Source organism: Streptacidiphilus neutrinimicus, from assembly GCF_000787815.1.
GTDB classification, from domain to species: Bacteria; Actinomycetota; Actinomycetes; order Streptomycetales; family Streptomycetaceae; genus Streptacidiphilus; species Streptacidiphilus neutrinimicus.
Genome location: NZ_BBPO01000023.1, coordinates 57,997 through 72,700, shown reverse-complemented (window position 1 = coordinate 72,700; position 14,704 = coordinate 57,997). Strand labels below are relative to the sequence as shown.

Below are 14,704 nucleotides of genomic sequence, written 5' to 3'. Positions count from 1 at the left end.
AGGGCGGCAGCGGCACGAGCGTGGACGGCGGAGGAGCGTCGTCCTCGGCGGCGTCCGCGACGTCCGGCGCCCCGTCCGCCGCCGCCTCGGCCTCGGCCTCGGCGGCCGGGTCGACGGCGGCCCGTCCGGGGAGTACGGCGAGCTCCCAGCCCGGCGGCGGCCCCGTGACGAGCCCGGCCGGGTCCCAGAGCGCCCCGGCCTCGCAGCAGACGACGCCCTCCGCGCCGCACACCTCGGCCGCGCCGCCCCCGCCGCCGAGCACCCCAGCCTGGCTGCAGAACTGCACGTACTACTCCGGCAGCGCGGAGACCGACAAGTACGCGCCGAACAACGCCAACACCGCCGCGAACAAGGAGGTGCAGTGCCTGCTCTGGTACCGCGGCTCCAAGTACCAGGCCATCCTCGGCCCGGTCGGCGGCATCGACGGGCAGTTCGGCGACGGCACGGCGAAGGCTGTCGAGGCCTTCCAGAGCTGCATGGGCCTCAGCAAGGACGGCGGCGTGGGCGCGCAGACCTGGCCGGTCCTGCGCAGCAGCAGCAACTGCTAGGGCCGACGGCCCGACAGGGCCAGAGCGCGGGCGAAGGGCGGAGCGTCGGCCGGGACGGCGACGGGTTCGGCGAAGCCGTCGTACTGGCGGAACATCTCCGCCCACTGCTCGACCTGCCCCAGCACCGCCGCGGCCGTCGCGTCGTCCAGGGCGTAGGTCTGGCCCGAAGCCTGCGCCGCCTCCCAGCCGTGGAGGGAGAACTCCAGCAGGATCATCCCGGCGATCGCCGTCGCCGGGACGGCGGAGTCGCCCATCGGCATCTCCCGCTGCCAGACCGCCGGGTCGGACCAGGCCGCGAGGGCCTTGTCGACCTGCTGGGCGTACGCCTCGGCCCACCCGGGCTCCGCCGTGAAGTCGCGTTCGTACCACTCGGCCGGGACGGAGCCGCCCTCCGCCCGCAGGGCGAAGTTGTGCGCGGTCCACAGGACCAGGTGGTTCACGACGGCGCGCAGGTCCCACTCGGCCGAGGGGGTCGGGGCGTCCAGCGCGGCGGGGTCGATGCCGTCCACGACGCGGACGGTCTCGGCAGCGGAGGCGCGCAGCGCGCCGTACAGCCCGGGAAGTTCGGACGTGCGATTCATGTCGGCGTTCATGTCGTTCATGACCACGACGGTACGGACGGCGCCCGGCGCGGTCTTGAAGAAACGCGACACGCATAGGGTGGCGGTCATGGAGCGGAACGACGGTCGTGCGACGCCCAAGGGCGTCCTGCATCCGGAGCAGGGCGCGGGCCGGTTCACGGTCACGACCGCGCCGCCGGGGCCCGCCCTCGCCCCCTATGTGGACTACCACTGGATCGTCCGCTGGGACGTGACCGGCCGACCGGCCTACGACTCGCAGGTGCTCTCGCACCCGAACGTGCACCTGGTCTTCGAGCCCACCGGGCCGCTGGTCTACGGGGTGATCCGGGGCGTCTACACCCGCCGTCTCGTCGACGCCGGGCAGGTGCACGGGGTCCGCTTCCTGCCGGGCGGCTTCCGGGCCTTCGCCCGTGGGCCGGTCCAGGAGCTGACCGACCGGGTGCTGCCCGCCGGGACGGTCTTCGGACCGGGCGCGGACGAGCTGTGTCCGCGCGTGCTGGCCTGCGCGGAGACGGAGGCGATGGTGGCCCTGGTCGAGGAGTTCCTGGCGGCCCGCGTCCCGGCCGAGCCGGACCCGCAGGCGGTCCAGATCGCCGCCCTCGTCCAGCTGATGACGGCCGACCGCACCCTGGTCCGGGTCGAGCAGGCGGCCGCACGCTTCGGCCTCTCGCCGCGCACGCTCCAGCGGCTCTTCGCCGAGTACGTCGGGGTGAGCCCGAAGGCGGTGCTGCGCCGCGCTCGTCTGCACGAGGCGGCGCAGCGCGCCGACAGCGGTTCGGTCGACTGGGCGGCCCTCGCCGCCGACCTGGGCTACAGCGACCAGGCCCATCTGACCCGGGACTTCACGGCGGTCGTCGGAGTCCCGCCCTCCCGGTACTCCCGCGGGGAGCGGTGATCAGCCCAGGGCGAGGGCCCGGACCCGGGTGATGTCGCCGTTGAACTTGTCGTGGTCGCCGACGTAGGGGCCGGAGTCGGTGTACTGCCACATCGTGTAGTAGCCCCAGCCGGCCGGGAGGGTGCCCGGCGAGCCGTTGTAGTTGGCGATCCACAGGGGGTCGTTGGCCGCGAACCCGCCGTAGTTGCCGGTGCACTGGGTCCACCAGGAGGTCGCGGTGTAGATCACCGCCCAGCGGCCGGTGCGGTAGTGGTACTCGTTCAGGAAGCTCGCGATCCAGTTGACCATGGAGCTCTGCGACAGCCCGTAGCAGGCGGCCCCGTAGGGGTCCCACTCGATGTCCAGGACCCCCGGCAGGGTCCTGCCGTCCGCGGACCAGCCGCCGCCGTGGTTGACGAAGTAGTCCGCCTGGACGGCGCCCGTCGTCGTGTCCGGGGTGGCGAAGTGGTAGGCGGCGCGGATCATGCCGACGTTGTAGGGGCCGTTGTACTGCTGCGCGAAGTCGGGGTTGGTGTAGTAGGTGCCTTCCGTGGCCTTGGTGTAGGCCCACTGGACGCCGCTGTTCCACAGCGTCGTCCAGTCCACGGCGCCCTGGTAGCTGGAGACGTCCACGCCTTCGGTCTGGGTGACCATCGGCTGGACGCCGCCGCCCGCGCCGCCGCCCCCGTGCGTGCGGACCCCGATGCCCATGTAGGCGCTGCCGCGCGGCAGTTTGGCGGATGCGGCCCGGACGGTCGGGTCCTGGGCGGTCGCGGCCCGGGCGGGGGACGCCTGGGCGGGTGCGGCGGGGATCGCGGCCGCCAGGCCGAGCGCCGCGAACAGGGTCGCGGCGGCGGTGAGTCCGCGCGTGGCTCTGTGGGGGAGAGAAAGGGAGTTCATTGCGTCGCGCCTCCGTGTTGTCCTCGTGCTGGACGGCAAAGGGCTTGCGAGTACGCCGAACTGACGGCTGGTGAGTCTCTGACTTGTCCCAGCCATGCCACGGGAATGCTACGCATGTAGACCTGGGTCGCGAAAGGGTTTGCAGGCACTTGCGACAAAGTTCTGAGGCCAGCCAGTCGAGAGAGCGGACCAGACTCGTCCGCATGACGAGTGATCATCTCAGCGTCGGCGACGGCGATCCGGAGCTCGCCGCGCGGCTCTCCGCAGGCCTGGACGAGGTCAACTTCCCGGCCACCCACGCCACGGCGGCCGACCGCGGACGGCTCTCCGTCAAGGTCGTGGACGAGGCGGGTGAGCTCGTCGGCGGCCTGGCCGCCTGGACCTGGGGCGGCCTGCTCGGAGTCGAGATGCTCTGGGTCCGCGCCCCGGCGGTGCCGAGGACGTTCACATGTTCAAGGAGCTGGCCTAGTCTGAGCCGGTGGCAGGCACACGGGACAACGACGACGCCGGACGGCGCAATCCGCTGCTGGACCCCCGACTGGCCGGAGCCGGCGGCCTGCTGATCACGGCCGCGGCTCTCGCGTTCGTACTCACGCACGGCGGCCACGACCAGCCGGCGCCCGCGCCCATCCCGGCCGCCCCGATGACCGCGAGCAGATAGGCGAAGGGCCGGCGCCCGCCCCCGGACAGGGGGCGTGCGCCGGCCCTTCCTACGGGGCCGGTGGCTCAGTCGACCTCCGCGACCGCCTGGGCGAACTGCGCCTTGTAGAGGCGGGCGTAGGCGCCGTCCTGCTCCAGCAGGGAGGCGTGGTCGCCCTGTTCGACGATCGCGCCGTTCTCCATCACCAGGATGGTGTCCGCGTCGCGGATCGTGGAGAGGCGGTGGGCGATGACGAACGCCGTGCGGCCCGAGCGGAGCTTGGCCATGGCTCGCTGGATCAGCACCTCGGTACGGGTGTCGACGGAGCTGGTCGCCTCGTCCAGGACGAGGATCGACGGCTCGGCCAGGAACGCCCGCGCGATGGTGATCAGCTGCTTCTCGCCCGCGCTGACGCCGGTGCCCTCGTCGTCGATGACGGTGTCGTAGCCGTCCGGCAGCGTGCGCACGAAGCGGTCGACGTGGGCGGCCTTGGCCGCCGCGACGATCTGCTCGCGCGTCGCCCCCTTCGAGCCGTAGGCGATGTTGTCGGCGATGGAGCCGCCGAACAGCCAGGTGTCCTGCAGCACCATGCCGATGTTGCCGCGCAGCTCCTCGCGGTTCATCTCGGCCACGTTCACGCCGTCCAGCGTGATCCGCCCGCCCGTCGGCTCGTAGAACCGCATGAGCAGGTTGACCAGCGTGGTCTTGCCGGCGCCGGTCGGGCCGACGATGGCCACGGTGTGTCCCGGGTCGGCCAGCAGCGAGAGGTCCTCGATCAGCGGCTTCTCCGGGTCGTAGCGGAACGCCACGTGCTCGAACTCGACCCGGCCGCGCACGATCTGCGGCCGTGCCAGCTGCTCCGGCTCGGGGGACTGCTCGTCCGCGTCCAGCAGCTCGAAGACGCGCTCGGCCGAGGCGACACCGGACTGCACCAGGTTGGCCATCGCCGCGACCTGGGTCAGCGGCTGGCTGAACTGCCGCGAGTACTGGATGAAGGCCTGCACATCACCGATCGACAGCGCGCCCGAGGCGACCCGCAGACCGCCGACGACCGCCACGATGACGTAGTTCAGGTTGCCGATGAACATCATCGACGGCTGGATCAGGCCCGAGATGAACTGCGCCTTGAAGCTGGACTGGTAGAGCTTCTCGTTCTCGGCGTGGAACTGCTCGACGGCCTCCTTCTGGTGGCCGAAGACCTTGACCAGCGAGTGGCCGGTGTACATCTCCTCGATGTGCGCGTTCAGCTTGCCCGTGGACTTCCACTGCTGGACGAACTGCGGCTGCGCCCGCTTGCCGACCTTGGCCGCCAGCACCGCCGAGGCGGGGATGGAGACCAGCGCGATCAGCGCCAGGATCCAGGAGATGTAGAACATCATCGTCAGCACGCCGACGACCATCAGCAGCGAGGTGATGATCTGCGACATGGTCTGCTGCAGCGTCTGCGCGATGTTGTCGATGTCGTTGGTGACCCGGCTCAGCACCTCGCCGCGCGGCTGCTTGTCGTAGTAGCTGAGCGGCAGCCGGGCCAGCTTGTCCTCGACGTCCGCGCGCAGGCGGTTCGCGGCGCGCTGGACGGCCACGTTGGCCAGGCGGGCCTGGACGACGCCGCACAGACCGGCGAACAGGTAGATCAGGGCGACCCAGAGCAGCACGGTGCCCACCGCGCCGAAGTCGATCCCCTGGCCGGGGGTGAAGTGGATCGACGACAGCATCTGCTGCTGCTGGTGGTTGAGATGCTCGTTCAGCACCTGCGGGTTGGTGCCCGCCGGGATCTTCTTCCCGAAGACGCCGCCCAGGATCAGGTCGGTCGCGTGACCGAGGATCTTCGGGCCGATGACCGAGAGCGCGACGCTGACCGTGGCCAGCGCCAGCACGCCGATGATCAGGGGACGTTCGGGCCGCAGCCGGCCCAGCAGCCGCTTGCCCGACGCCTTGAAGTTCATCGACTTCTCGGCCGGCTGCCCTCCGCCCATCCAGCGGGCGGGCCCCATCGCTTGGCCGGGACGGCGCTTCGCCGCCGCCTTCGCCTCGTCGCCGCCGGAGCTCATGCCGCCTCCTCCTCGGTGAGCTGAGACAGCACGATCTCTCGGTACGTCTCGTTGTCGTCCATCAGTTCACGGTGCGTGCCCTCGCCGACGATCTGGCCTTCGTCGAGGACGATGATCCGGTCCGCGTTGCGGATCGTGGAGACGCGCTGGGCCACGATGACCACCGTCGAGTCCTGCGTCTCCCGCTCCAGCGCGGCGCGCAGCCGCGCGTCCGTCGCGTAGTCGAGCGCGGAGAAGGAGTCGTCGAAGAGGTAGACCTCGGGCTTGCGCACCAAGGCGCGGGCGATGGCCAGGCGCTGGCGCTGGCCGCCGGAGACGTTGGTGCCGCCCTGCGCGATCGGGGCGTTCAGGCCCTCGGTGAACTTCTCGACGAAGTCCCTGGCCTGGGCGGTCTCCAGAGCCGCCCACAGCTCCTCGTCCGTCGCGTCCGGGTTGCCGTAGCGGAGGTTGGAGGCGACGGTGCCGCTGAAGAGGTAGGGCTTCTGCGGGACCAGGCCGATCGACCTGGACAGCACGGCCTCGTCGAGGTCGCGCACGTCGACGCCGTCGACGAGGACCGAGCCGTCGGTGACGTCGGACAGCCGCGGGATCAGGTTGATCAGGGTGGTCTTGCCGGAGCCGGTCGAGCCGATGATCGCGGTGGTCTCGCCGGGCCGGGCGGTGAAGGAGATGTCGCGCAGCACGGCCGCCTCGGCGCCCGGGTAGCGGAACTCGGCGCCGCGCACCTCGAGGTAGCCGCGGGCGGAGAGCTCGCGGATCGGCGTGGCCGACGGGACGACGGTGCTGTCGGTGCCGAGCACCTCCTGGATGCGCTCGGCGCAGACCTCGGCCCGCGGCACCATCATGAACATGAAGGTGGCCATCATGACCGACATCAGGATCTGCATCAGGTAGCTGAGGAAGGCCGTCAGCGCGCCGATCTGCATGCCGCCCGAGTCGATCCGGTGCGCGCCGAACCAGATGACGGCGACGCTGGACAGGTTGACCACCAGCATGACCAGCGGGAACATCAGCGCCATCAGCCGGCCGACGCGCAGCCCCACGTCCGTCAGATCGTCGTTGGCGGAGCGGAAGCGCTCGCGCTCGTGGGTGTCCTTGACGAAGGCACGGATCACGCGCAGGCCGCTGATCTGCTCGCGCAGCACGCGGTTGACGGTGTCGATGCGCTCCTGCATGGAACGGAAGAGCGGGCGCATCCGGCTGACCGTGAAGCCGATGATGACGCCCAGGATCGGCACGATGACGACCAGCAGGCTGGACAGCGGCACGTCCTGGTTGAGCGCCAGGATGATGCCGCCGACGCACATGATCGGCGCGGAGACCATCAGGGTGAAGGTCATCAGCACCAGCATCTGCACCTGCTGCACGTCGTTGGTGCTGCGGGTGATCAGGGACGGGGCGCCGAACTGGCCGACCTCGCGCACGGAGAAGGACTGGACCCGGGTGAAGACCGAGGCCCGGACGTCCCGGCCCAGCGCCATGGCGGTCCGGGCCCCGAAGTACACGGCGCCGACGGCGCAGACCACCTGGGCCAGGGAGACGCCGATCATGATCCCGCCGGTCGCGAGGATGTAGCCGGAGTCGCCCTTGATGACGCCGTTGTCGATGATGTCGGCGTTGAGAGTGGGAAGGTAGAGGGTCGCGATCGTCTGGACCAGCTGGAGCAGGACCAGCAGGGCGATCGGCCTGGAGTACGGCCGCAGGTGGGCGCGCAGGAGTCGGATCAGCACAACGGATCTCTCAGAGGAGGAGAGGAGCTGGTGGGCGAAGGATGGGTGGCGGTATCTGCGTACACCGTACCCGGATCCGTGGGCGCGAGCCATCCATTTGGCGGCGCGCCATGGTACGAAGCTTACCTGCCGACCGGCAAGTTGTGCGGGCGCCCTCACCTTTTCCCTCTTACGCCCGAGCTCCTAACGTCCTACGCTGATCGTTGCCCGCTGGTTACTCGTGAGTTAAACAGTGGGTCAGAAGTGACGCCCGCAGTCTGCCCGCACCGCAGTCCGCCCTCGTCCACCCCCGCAGTCAGCCCCGCCGTCCGCACCGCTTTACGCCCCTCGGTCGCCCCACACCGGCCGTCCGGGCACCGGAGGTAGCCGTGAGCTTGAAGCCGCTCGTCGCCGAGCCCCTGCTGGACAATCGCCCGGAATCCGTGGCGCAGCTTTTCCTCGCCCGAGTCGCCTCCACCCCGGACCGGGTGGCCTACCGCTACCCCGTGCCCGTCGACGACCACGCGGCCGACGGCACGCCGGGCGCCGAGCAGTGGCGTTCCCTGACCTGGGCGCAGGCGGCGGAGCGGGTCCAGGACATCGCGGCCGGTCTGATGAGCCTCGGCGTCGTCCCGGAGGAGCGCGTCGCGATCTCCTGTTCCACGCGGATCGAGTGGATCCTGATCGACCTCGGCATCATGTGCGCGGGCGCGGCCGTCACCGCCGTCTACCCGAGCACCAACGGCGAGGAGACCGCGTTCATCCTCTCCGACTCCGGCAGCCGTGCGATCTTCGTCGAGGACGCCAAGCAGCTGGCCAAGGTGCTCGGCGTGCTCGACGAGGCGCCGGCGGTCCGGTTCGTGATCACCATCGACGGCAGCAAGCCGGAGGCGGGCGCGGAGCCGGCCGGGGTCGAGGTGCTCTCGCTCGCGGAGCTGGAGGAGCGCGGCGTCTCCCATCTGAAGGAGCACGCGGACGCGGTCGCCGCGACCGTGGCCTCCCTCAAGCGCGAGCAGCTGGCCACGCTGATCTACACCTCCGGCACCACGGGCCGCCCCAAGGGCGTCCGCCTGCTGCACGACTGCTGGGCCTACCAGGCCGCCGCGCAGACCTCACTGGGGCTGACCGACGACACTGACGTGCAGTACCTGTGGCTGCCGCTCTCCCACGTCTTCGGCAAGACGCTGACCTCCGGTCACATCCAGCAGGGCTCGGTCATCGCCGTCGACGGCCGGATCGACAAGATCATCACCAACCTGCCGCTGGTCCAGCCGACCTACATGGCAGCCGCGCCGCGCATCTTCGAGAAGGTCTACAACGGCATCGCCGGACGGGCCCGCGCCGAGGGCGGCGCCAAGTACAAGATCTTCATGTGGGCGGCCCAGGTCGCCCGCGAGTACGCCGAGACGGCGCAGAAGAACGAGATCACGACCGGCTCCCGCACCGTCCCGTTCCCGCTGCAGCTCAAGCACGCGGTCGCCGACAAGCTCGTCTACGCCAAGATCCGCGCCGCCTTCGGTGGACGGCTGCGGGCCTGCGTGTCGGGTTCGGCGGCGCTCGCCCCCGACATCAACTACTTCTTCTCCGGCGCGGGCGTCCACATCCTCGAGGGCTACGGCCTGAGCGAGACCTCGGCCGGTTCCACGGTCAACCCCGGCGAGAGCTACCGCGTCGGCACCGTCGGCCGCCCGCTGCCGGGCACCGAGGTCCGCATCGCCGAGGACGGCGAGATCCTGCTGCGCGGCCCCGGCGTCATGCAGGGCTACCACAACCAGCCGGAGAAGACCGCCGAGGTGCTGGAGGCCGACGGCTGGTTCCACACCGGTGACATCGGCGAGCTCGACAAGGACGGCTTCCTGCGGATCACCGACCGCAAGAAGGACATGTTCAAGACCTCCGGCGGCAAGTACGTCGCCCCGAGCGAGGTCGAGGGCCGGTTCAAGGCGGTCTGCCCGTTCGTCAGCAACATCCTGGTCATCGGCAACGGCCGCAACTTCTGCACCGCGCTGATCACCCTGGACGAGCCGGCCATCATGCAGTGGGCGGGCGCCAACGGCCAGGCGGGCAGGAACTACGCCGAGGTCTGCACCTCCGCCGAGACCCACACGCTGATCTCCGGCTTCGTCGACCAGCTCAACGGCGGCCTGCAGCGCTGGCAGACGATCAAGAAGTTCACCGTCCTGCCGCGCGACCTCGACGTCGAGCACGGCGAGCTCACCCCGAGCCTCAAGGTCAAGCGCCCTGTCGTCGAGCGGGAGAACGCCGAGCTGATCGAGGCGATGTACGCGGGCGCGCGGGAGGCGTGACCGCTCTGGGCTGAGCTTTTTGGGCTGAGGAGGGCGTACCGGACAATAGGCGGTATGCCCTCCGCTCTGCCCGACGGCGAAGCCGTCCCCGCCGACGGCGCGCTGCCCGAGACCGCCCTCGCCGGGCTGGGTGCGCGCCCCTTCGGCTTCTACGTCCACGTCCCCTACTGCGCCACGCGCTGCGGGTACTGCGACTTCAACACCTACACCGCCACCGAGCTGCGCTCCTCCGGCGCGGTCGCGTCGCAGGACACCTACGCCGACCACCTGATCGCCGAGATCCGGCTCGCGCGGAAGGTCCTCGGCGACGCCGACCTGCCGGTGGAGACGGTCTTCCTCGGCGGCGGGACGCCGACGCTGCTGCCCGCCGGGGACCTGGTGCGGATGCTCGGCGCGATCCGCGAGGAGTTCGGCCTCGCGGCCGGCGCCGAGGTGACGACGGAGGCCAACCCGGAGTCCGTCGACCCGGCCTACCTGGCCGAACTGCGCGAGGGAGGCTTCACCCGCCTCAGCTTCGGCATGCAGAGCGTGCGCCCGCACGTGCTCCAGCTGCTCGACCGTCACCACACCCCGGGCCGCCCCCAGGCCTGCGTCGCCGAGGCGCGCGCGGCGGGGTTCGAGCACGTCAACCTCGACCTGATCTACGGCACCCCGGGCGAGTCCGACGACGACTGGCGCGCCTCGCTGGACGCGGCGCTCGCCGCCGAGCCGGACCACGTCAGCGCCTACGCGCTGATCGTCGAGGAGGGCACCAAGCTCGCCGCCCGCATCCGCCGCGGCGAGATCCCGATGACGGACGACGACGTCCACGCCGACCGCTACCTGATCGCGGAGGAGCGGCTCCGCGCGGCGGGCATGGAGTGGTACGAGGTCTCCAACTGGGCGACCTCGGACGCCGCGCGCTGCCGCCACAACGAGCTCTACTGGACCGGCGCCGACTGGTGGGGCGCAGGTCCCGGCGCGCACAGCCACGTCGGCGGCGTGCGCTGGTGGAACCGCAAGCACCCGGCGGCGTACGCGCAGGCGCTCGAGGCGGGCGCGACCCCCGCCCAGGGCCGCGAGCGCCTGGAGGACGAGGACCGCCGCGTCGAGCGCGTCCTGCTCGAGCTGCGACTCTCCGAGGGCTGCCCGCTCGACCTGCTGCGCGAGACCGGTCGCAAGGCGGCGGACCAGGCGCTGGCGAACGGCCTGCTGGAGCCGGAGCCGTTCGCGGCGGGACGGGCCGTGCTGACGCTGCGCGGACGCCTGCTCGCGGACGCGGTGGTCCGGGACCTGGTGGACTGACCGGCGTCGGTACCCCGCGAGGAGCTTCCAGGCGCGGTAGCGTCTGCGGCGTGACCGCACTCGACCCGAGCGTCCTCGACGCGCTGACCCGCGCGCACTATGTCAGCCTCACCACGTACCGCAAGAACGGCACGCCGGTGGCCACCCCGGTCTGGCTCGCCGTCGACGGCGGCATGCTCTACGTCTGGACGGAGGCGGGCAGCGGCAAGGTCAAGCGCCTGCGCCGGGACGGCCGGGTCAAGGTCGCCGTCTGCGACGTGCGCGGCCGGATCGCGCCCGGCGCGGCCGAGGCCGAGGGCGTCGGGCGGCTCCTCGACGCGGAGGGCACCGAGAAGGTGCGCCGGCTGATGGCGCGCAAGTACCTGATGTTCCGACTCGGGGACGGGTGGTCGCGGCTGACGGGCCGTCGGCGGCGGCACCCGATCGCCACCGTGGAGATCAGCTTCTGACGGCGCGGAGCTGTCGCCCGGCCCGACCCGCGTGCAGCAGGGGTTCCTCTGCTCGGACGGCTCCGTCGACCCGGGACGTACGAGTCCGCCGGGTGCCCTCTGACGGGGCAAGCGGCCGGCTGGCTAGTCAGGCTGCGTGACGAAGTCGATCAGCTCCTCGACCCGGCCGAGCAGGGCCGGGTCGAGGTCCTTGTAGGAGCGGACGGAGGCGAGGATGCGCTTCCACGCCGCCGGGGTGTCCAGCGGCCACCCGAGTCGGGCGCAGACGCCCGTCTTCCAGTCCTCCCCACGCGGCACCTCGGGCCAGGCGGCGACGCCGACGGAGGCGGGCTTCACCGCCGCCCAGATGTCGATGAACGGGTGCCCGACCACGAGCACATGAGCGCCGGTGACCTGCGCGGCGATCCGCGCCTCCTTGCTCCCCGGCACCAGGTGGTCCACCAGCACGCCCAGCCGCCGTCCCGGCTCCGGAGCGAACTCCGCGACGATCGCCGGCAGGTCGTCCACACCCTCCAGGTACTCGACCACGACGCCCTCGATCCGCAGGTCGTCGCCCCAGACCCGCTCCACCAGCTCGGCGTCGTGGCGGCCCTCGACGTAGATCCGGCTCGGCAGCGCGACGCGCGCCTTCACGCCCTGCACCGCGATCGACCCCGACGCCGTCCGCGCGGGACCCTGCGGCTTTACGGCCGCGCCCGGCTGCGGGCGCACCAGCGTCACGGGCCTGCCGTCCACCAGGAACCCGCGCGCCGTCATCGGGAACACCCGCAGCTTGCCGTGCCGGTCCTCCAGCGTGACGGTGAACCCCTCGGCGGTCTTCTCGCAGCGCACCACCGCGCCGCAGAAGCCCGTCGTGGCCTCCTCCACCACCAGGTCCCGCTCCGCAGGCACCTCCGGCACGGCGGAGGGTCGCTTCCACGGCGGCGTCAGGTCCAGCGCGTCATATCGGCTCACCCGCCGATCATCGCAGAGGGAGTCCGTGGGCGTGGGGGACGGCGGCACAACGGATTGATTCGCCATCATGGGCGGGTGGCCGCCGCACCGTATGCCGAGACGACGCTCGAACCCCTCCGGGGTCCCCTCACGGGGTACTGCTACCGGATGCTCGGCGCGGCCGGCGAGGTCGACGACGCCGTGCAGGAGACGCTGCTGCGCGCCCACCGCAACCTCCACCGCCACGACGCGAGCCGCGCGAGCCTCTCCACCTGGGTGCACGGCATCGCCACCAACGTCTGCCTCGACCTGCTGCGCGGGGCGTCGCGCCGGGCGCTCCCGTGGGACCTGGGCCCCGCGTCCACGACCGGCGAGCTGGGCGCGCCGCTGCCCGCCTCGCGCTTCGTCGAGCCGCTGGCCGACTCGCGCCTGCCGCACGTCGCCGACCCCGCCGAGCTCGCGGTGCGGCGCGAGTCGGTGCGGCTGGCCTTCGTGGCGGCCCTGCAGTGGCTTCCGCCCCGCCAGCGGGCGGCACTGGTGCTGCGCGACGTCCTGGGCTTCTCGGCGGCGGAGACCGCGCAGATCCTGGACTGCTCCACCGCCGCCGCCAACAGCGCGCTCCAGCGAGCACGCGCCACGCTGGAGGAGCACCGTCCCGCGCCCGCCGCCGCCGCGGACCCGGACGACGCCGGGCAGCGGCGGTTGCTGCGCGCCTACGTGGACGCCTTCGAGTCCCACGACGTGGACCGGCTGATCGGCCTGCTCGCCGACGACGTCCGCTCCGGCATGCCGCCCTTCGCCTGGTGGCTGCACGGCCCGGCCGCCGTCCGGACGGCCGTCGAGGCGGGCGCGGAGTACTGCGCGGACGACCGCATGCTGCCGGGGGAGGCCGCCAACGGCTGCCCGACCATCGGCCAGTACCGGCCGGACGCCGACGGGGTGCTGCGGCCCTTCGCGCTGCTGGTGCTGGAGCTGCGCGGCGACCGGATCGTCGAGATCGTCACCTACCTCGGCGCGGGCGACCGCTTCGCGGAGTTCGGCCTGCCGTCGCATCCGTGAGAACCGGTCCCGTCCGGACCGATGAGTTTCGGCGGCCGCCGTCGTACCAGGAGTGACAGCACTCCTTTGACGGGAAGCGAAGGCACGACCATGGGCACCCGACAGACCGACCTGCAGGCACAGACCTACGCCGAGCGCGAGCGCCTGGCCGCGCTCCTCGCCGAGCTCACCCCCGCGCAGTGGGACGCGCCGTCCCTGTGCGCGGGCTGGCGGGTGCGCGAGGTGGTCGCGCACCTCACCTTCCCGTTCCGGACCAAGCCGCTGCGCTTCGTCGCGGGGCTGGCGGCGGCGCGCTTCAACTTCAGCCGCTACGCCGACACGGCCGCCCGCCGCGACGCCTCGCGCATGTCCGCGGACGAGCTGCTGCGCTCCCTGCGCGACAACGTGCGCCACCCCTGGCAGCCCCCGGGCGGGGGCCAGGTGGGGGCGCTGAGCCACGACGTGATCCACGGCCTCGACATCACCGAACCCCTCGGCCTCCCGGCCGCCCCGCCGGAGCGCGTCGCCACCGTCCTCGCGAACGCCGACGCCAACCCGCGCGCCCTGGCCTACTTCGGCGTCGACCTCACCGGCCTCACCCTCCGCGCCACCGACGCCGACATCGCCTTCGGCACGGGGGACGACGTCCTCGCGCTGCCCGCCAAGGACCTCCTTCTCACGATCACCGGCCGCCGCCCACTGCCGGCCCCCAGCCGGTGATCCAGCCCGGAGGAGAGGGTCACCGCGGCCCTACAGGCCCGGTGCGCCCCACACGGGGAACCAGCGGTTGAGGTCCTGCTCGATGCGGAGGTCGTTGGCGAGCATCGCCTTGATCTGGAGCTCGAGGGGGTTGTCCCGCTTCTCGCCCGGGAGGGGGGCGAAGGGGTAGAAGGAGCCGCGCTTGTAGAGGTAGACCAGGGCCAGGCGGCGGCGCTGGGCGTCGGTGAAGTTGACCAGCGTGCACAGCAGCTGCGGGCCGAAGCCCTGGGACTCCAGGCCCGAGTTGACCGCGTGGACGTCGTTGACCAGGGAGACGATGTCGTCCGGCGACTGGCGGGCGGTGATCCAGCTGTAGCCGTACGAGTCCCGCTGGGTCACCTCGATCGGCTGGCCGCCGCGGCTGGTGTCCGCGTCCAGCAGGGCCTGGATGTCCTGCTGGACCTGGGCGAAGGCGCCGCCTTCGGCCGCCGCGAAGCAGACCGAGCCGACGCCGGTCGGCTTGAAGCCGGCCGCCGCCTCCAGGGTGATCGCGGCCGAGGGCAGGCCGAAGAGCTGGTCGAGATCGGGCTTGACCGGCTTGGTGCGGCCCAGCAGGGCGTCCAGGAAACCCATCGCTACGTCTTCCTCTCGGCCGGCCTCGCGGCGCGTCCTTCTGCTTCTGTGCTGCAGTT

Annotated in this window: 14 protein-coding genes; 8 read left to right on the top strand and 6 right to left on the bottom strand. The window is 71.7% G+C overall.

Translation table 11 applies throughout. From position 1 onward, the window contains the following. Nucleotides 1-548: peptidoglycan-binding domain-containing protein (locus tag TR48_RS43295; protein WP_161789847.1), on the top strand; the 548-nt coding region annotated here is incomplete at its 5' end. Here TR48_RS43295 and TR48_RS17030 read toward each other — a convergent pair. Then, a complete protein-coding gene (locus TR48_RS17030; RefSeq protein WP_236652182.1) occupies nt 545-1,150 on the bottom strand; it encodes a TIGR03086 family metal-binding protein in 606 nt (201 codons plus the stop codon). The genes TR48_RS43295 and TR48_RS17030 overlap by 4 nt on opposite strands. A 67-nt stretch (nt 1,151-1,217) precedes the next feature. Here TR48_RS17030 and TR48_RS17025 point away from each other — a divergent pair, with 67 nt between their 5' ends. After that, entirely contained in the window at nt 1,218-2,024 is an 807-nt protein-coding gene (locus TR48_RS17025) for a helix-turn-helix domain-containing protein (RefSeq protein ID WP_042368022.1), read from the top strand. Here the strand turns inward: TR48_RS17025 and TR48_RS17020 are convergent, their stop codons facing one another. After that, nucleotides 2,025-2,903: a lysozyme gene (locus TR48_RS17020; RefSeq protein WP_042367949.1), complete on the bottom strand. Its 879-nt coding sequence runs from the start codon at nt 2,901-2,903 to the stop codon at nt 2,025-2,027. 203 nt (nt 2,904-3,106) lie between these two features. Between TR48_RS17020 and TR48_RS41975 the strand changes: the two genes are divergently transcribed. Further along, complete coding sequence (locus tag TR48_RS41975; RefSeq protein ID WP_152628009.1) at nt 3,107-3,466, top strand: hypothetical protein; 360 nt, start codon at nt 3,107-3,109, stop codon at nt 3,464-3,466. Nucleotides 3,467-3,629: 163 nt separating this feature from the next. Here the strand turns inward: TR48_RS41975 and TR48_RS17010 are convergent, their stop codons facing one another. Continuing rightward, the gene (locus TR48_RS17010; RefSeq protein WP_042367944.1) at nt 3,630-5,594 is read right to left on the bottom strand and encodes an ABC transporter ATP-binding protein; all 1,965 of its coding nucleotides are present in this window, start codon (nt 5,592-5,594) and stop codon (nt 3,630-3,632) included. Continuing rightward, nucleotides 5,591-7,324 (bottom strand): ABC transporter ATP-binding protein, encoded by a 1,734-nt coding sequence (locus TR48_RS17005; protein WP_042367942.1) that lies wholly within the window; start codon nt 7,322-7,324, stop codon nt 5,591-5,593. Before TR48_RS17005 ends, TR48_RS17010 begins: the two co-directional genes overlap by 4 nt. A gap of 368 nt (nt 7,325-7,692) precedes the next feature. Here TR48_RS17005 and TR48_RS17000 point away from each other — a divergent pair, with 368 nt between their 5' ends. Genes TR48_RS17000 through TR48_RS16990 form a run of 3 tightly spaced genes read left to right on the top strand, consistent with a single transcriptional unit; the run spans nt 7,693 to nt 11,342 of the window. Continuing rightward, a complete protein-coding gene (locus TR48_RS17000; protein ID WP_236652181.1) occupies nt 7,693-9,609 on the top strand; it encodes an AMP-dependent synthetase/ligase in 1,917 nt (638 codons plus the stop codon). Between the two features lie 54 nt (nt 9,610-9,663). Beyond that, complete coding sequence (gene hemW, locus TR48_RS16995; RefSeq protein WP_042367941.1) at nt 9,664-10,893, top strand: radical SAM family heme chaperone HemW; 1,230 nt, start codon at nt 9,664-9,666, stop codon at nt 10,891-10,893. Between the two features lie 50 nt (nt 10,894-10,943). Next, a complete protein-coding gene (locus tag TR48_RS16990; protein ID WP_084729495.1) occupies nt 10,944-11,342 on the top strand; it encodes a PPOX class F420-dependent oxidoreductase in 399 nt (132 codons plus the stop codon). 123 nt (nt 11,343-11,465) lie between these two features. On the opposite strand, the gene TR48_RS41970 is transcribed toward TR48_RS16990, so the two are convergent. Then, entirely contained in the window at nt 11,466-12,296 is an 831-nt protein-coding gene (locus TR48_RS41970) for a DUF3097 domain-containing protein (RefSeq protein WP_236652180.1), read from the bottom strand. A gap of 75 nt (nt 12,297-12,371) precedes the next feature. On the opposite strand from TR48_RS41970, the gene TR48_RS41965 reads away from it, so the two are divergent. Further along, nucleotides 12,372-13,334, top strand: a complete 963-nt coding sequence (locus TR48_RS41965) for an RNA polymerase subunit sigma-70 (protein ID WP_042367938.1) — start codon at nt 12,372-12,374, stop codon at nt 13,332-13,334. Nucleotides 13,335-13,424: 90 nt separating this feature from the next. Then, nucleotides 13,425-14,033, top strand: a complete 609-nt coding sequence (locus TR48_RS16975; RefSeq protein ID WP_042367936.1) for a maleylpyruvate isomerase family mycothiol-dependent enzyme — start codon at nt 13,425-13,427, stop codon at nt 14,031-14,033. 30 nt (nt 14,034-14,063) lie between these two features. Here the strand turns inward: TR48_RS16975 and pspAB are convergent, their stop codons facing one another. Next, nucleotides 14,064-14,645, bottom strand: a complete 582-nt coding sequence (gene pspAB / locus TR48_RS16970) for a PspA-associated protein PspAB (protein ID WP_042367934.1) — start codon at nt 14,643-14,645, stop codon at nt 14,064-14,066. Nucleotides 14,646-14,704: the final 59 nt, after the last annotated feature.

What these genes read in the sequence shown, in the direction of transcription:
- TR48_RS17030 (WP_236652182.1), bottom strand. Translation starts at nt 1,150, where the DNA reads ATGAACGACATGAACGCCGACATGAATCGCACGTCCGAACTTCCCGGG.
- TR48_RS17025 (WP_042368022.1), top strand. Translation starts at nt 1,218, where the DNA reads ATGGAGCGGAACGACGGTCGTGCGACGCCCAAGGGCGTCCTGCATCCG.
- TR48_RS17020 (WP_042367949.1), bottom strand. Translation starts at nt 2,903, where the DNA reads ATGAACTCCCTTTCTCTCCCCCACAGAGCCACGCGCGGACTCACCGCC.
- TR48_RS41975 (WP_152628009.1), top strand. Translation starts at nt 3,107, where the DNA reads ATGACGAGTGATCATCTCAGCGTCGGCGACGGCGATCCGGAGCTCGCC.
- TR48_RS17010 (WP_042367944.1), bottom strand. Translation starts at nt 5,594, where the DNA reads ATGAGCTCCGGCGGCGACGAGGCGAAGGCGGCGGCGAAGCGCCGTCCC.
- hemW (WP_042367941.1), top strand. Translation starts at nt 9,664, where the DNA reads ATGCCCTCCGCTCTGCCCGACGGCGAAGCCGTCCCCGCCGACGGCGCG.
- TR48_RS16975 (WP_042367936.1), top strand. Translation starts at nt 13,425, where the DNA reads ATGGGCACCCGACAGACCGACCTGCAGGCACAGACCTACGCCGAGCGC.
- pspAB (WP_042367934.1), bottom strand. Translation starts at nt 14,645, where the DNA reads ATGGGTTTCCTGGACGCCCTGCTGGGCCGCACCAAGCCGGTCAAGCCC.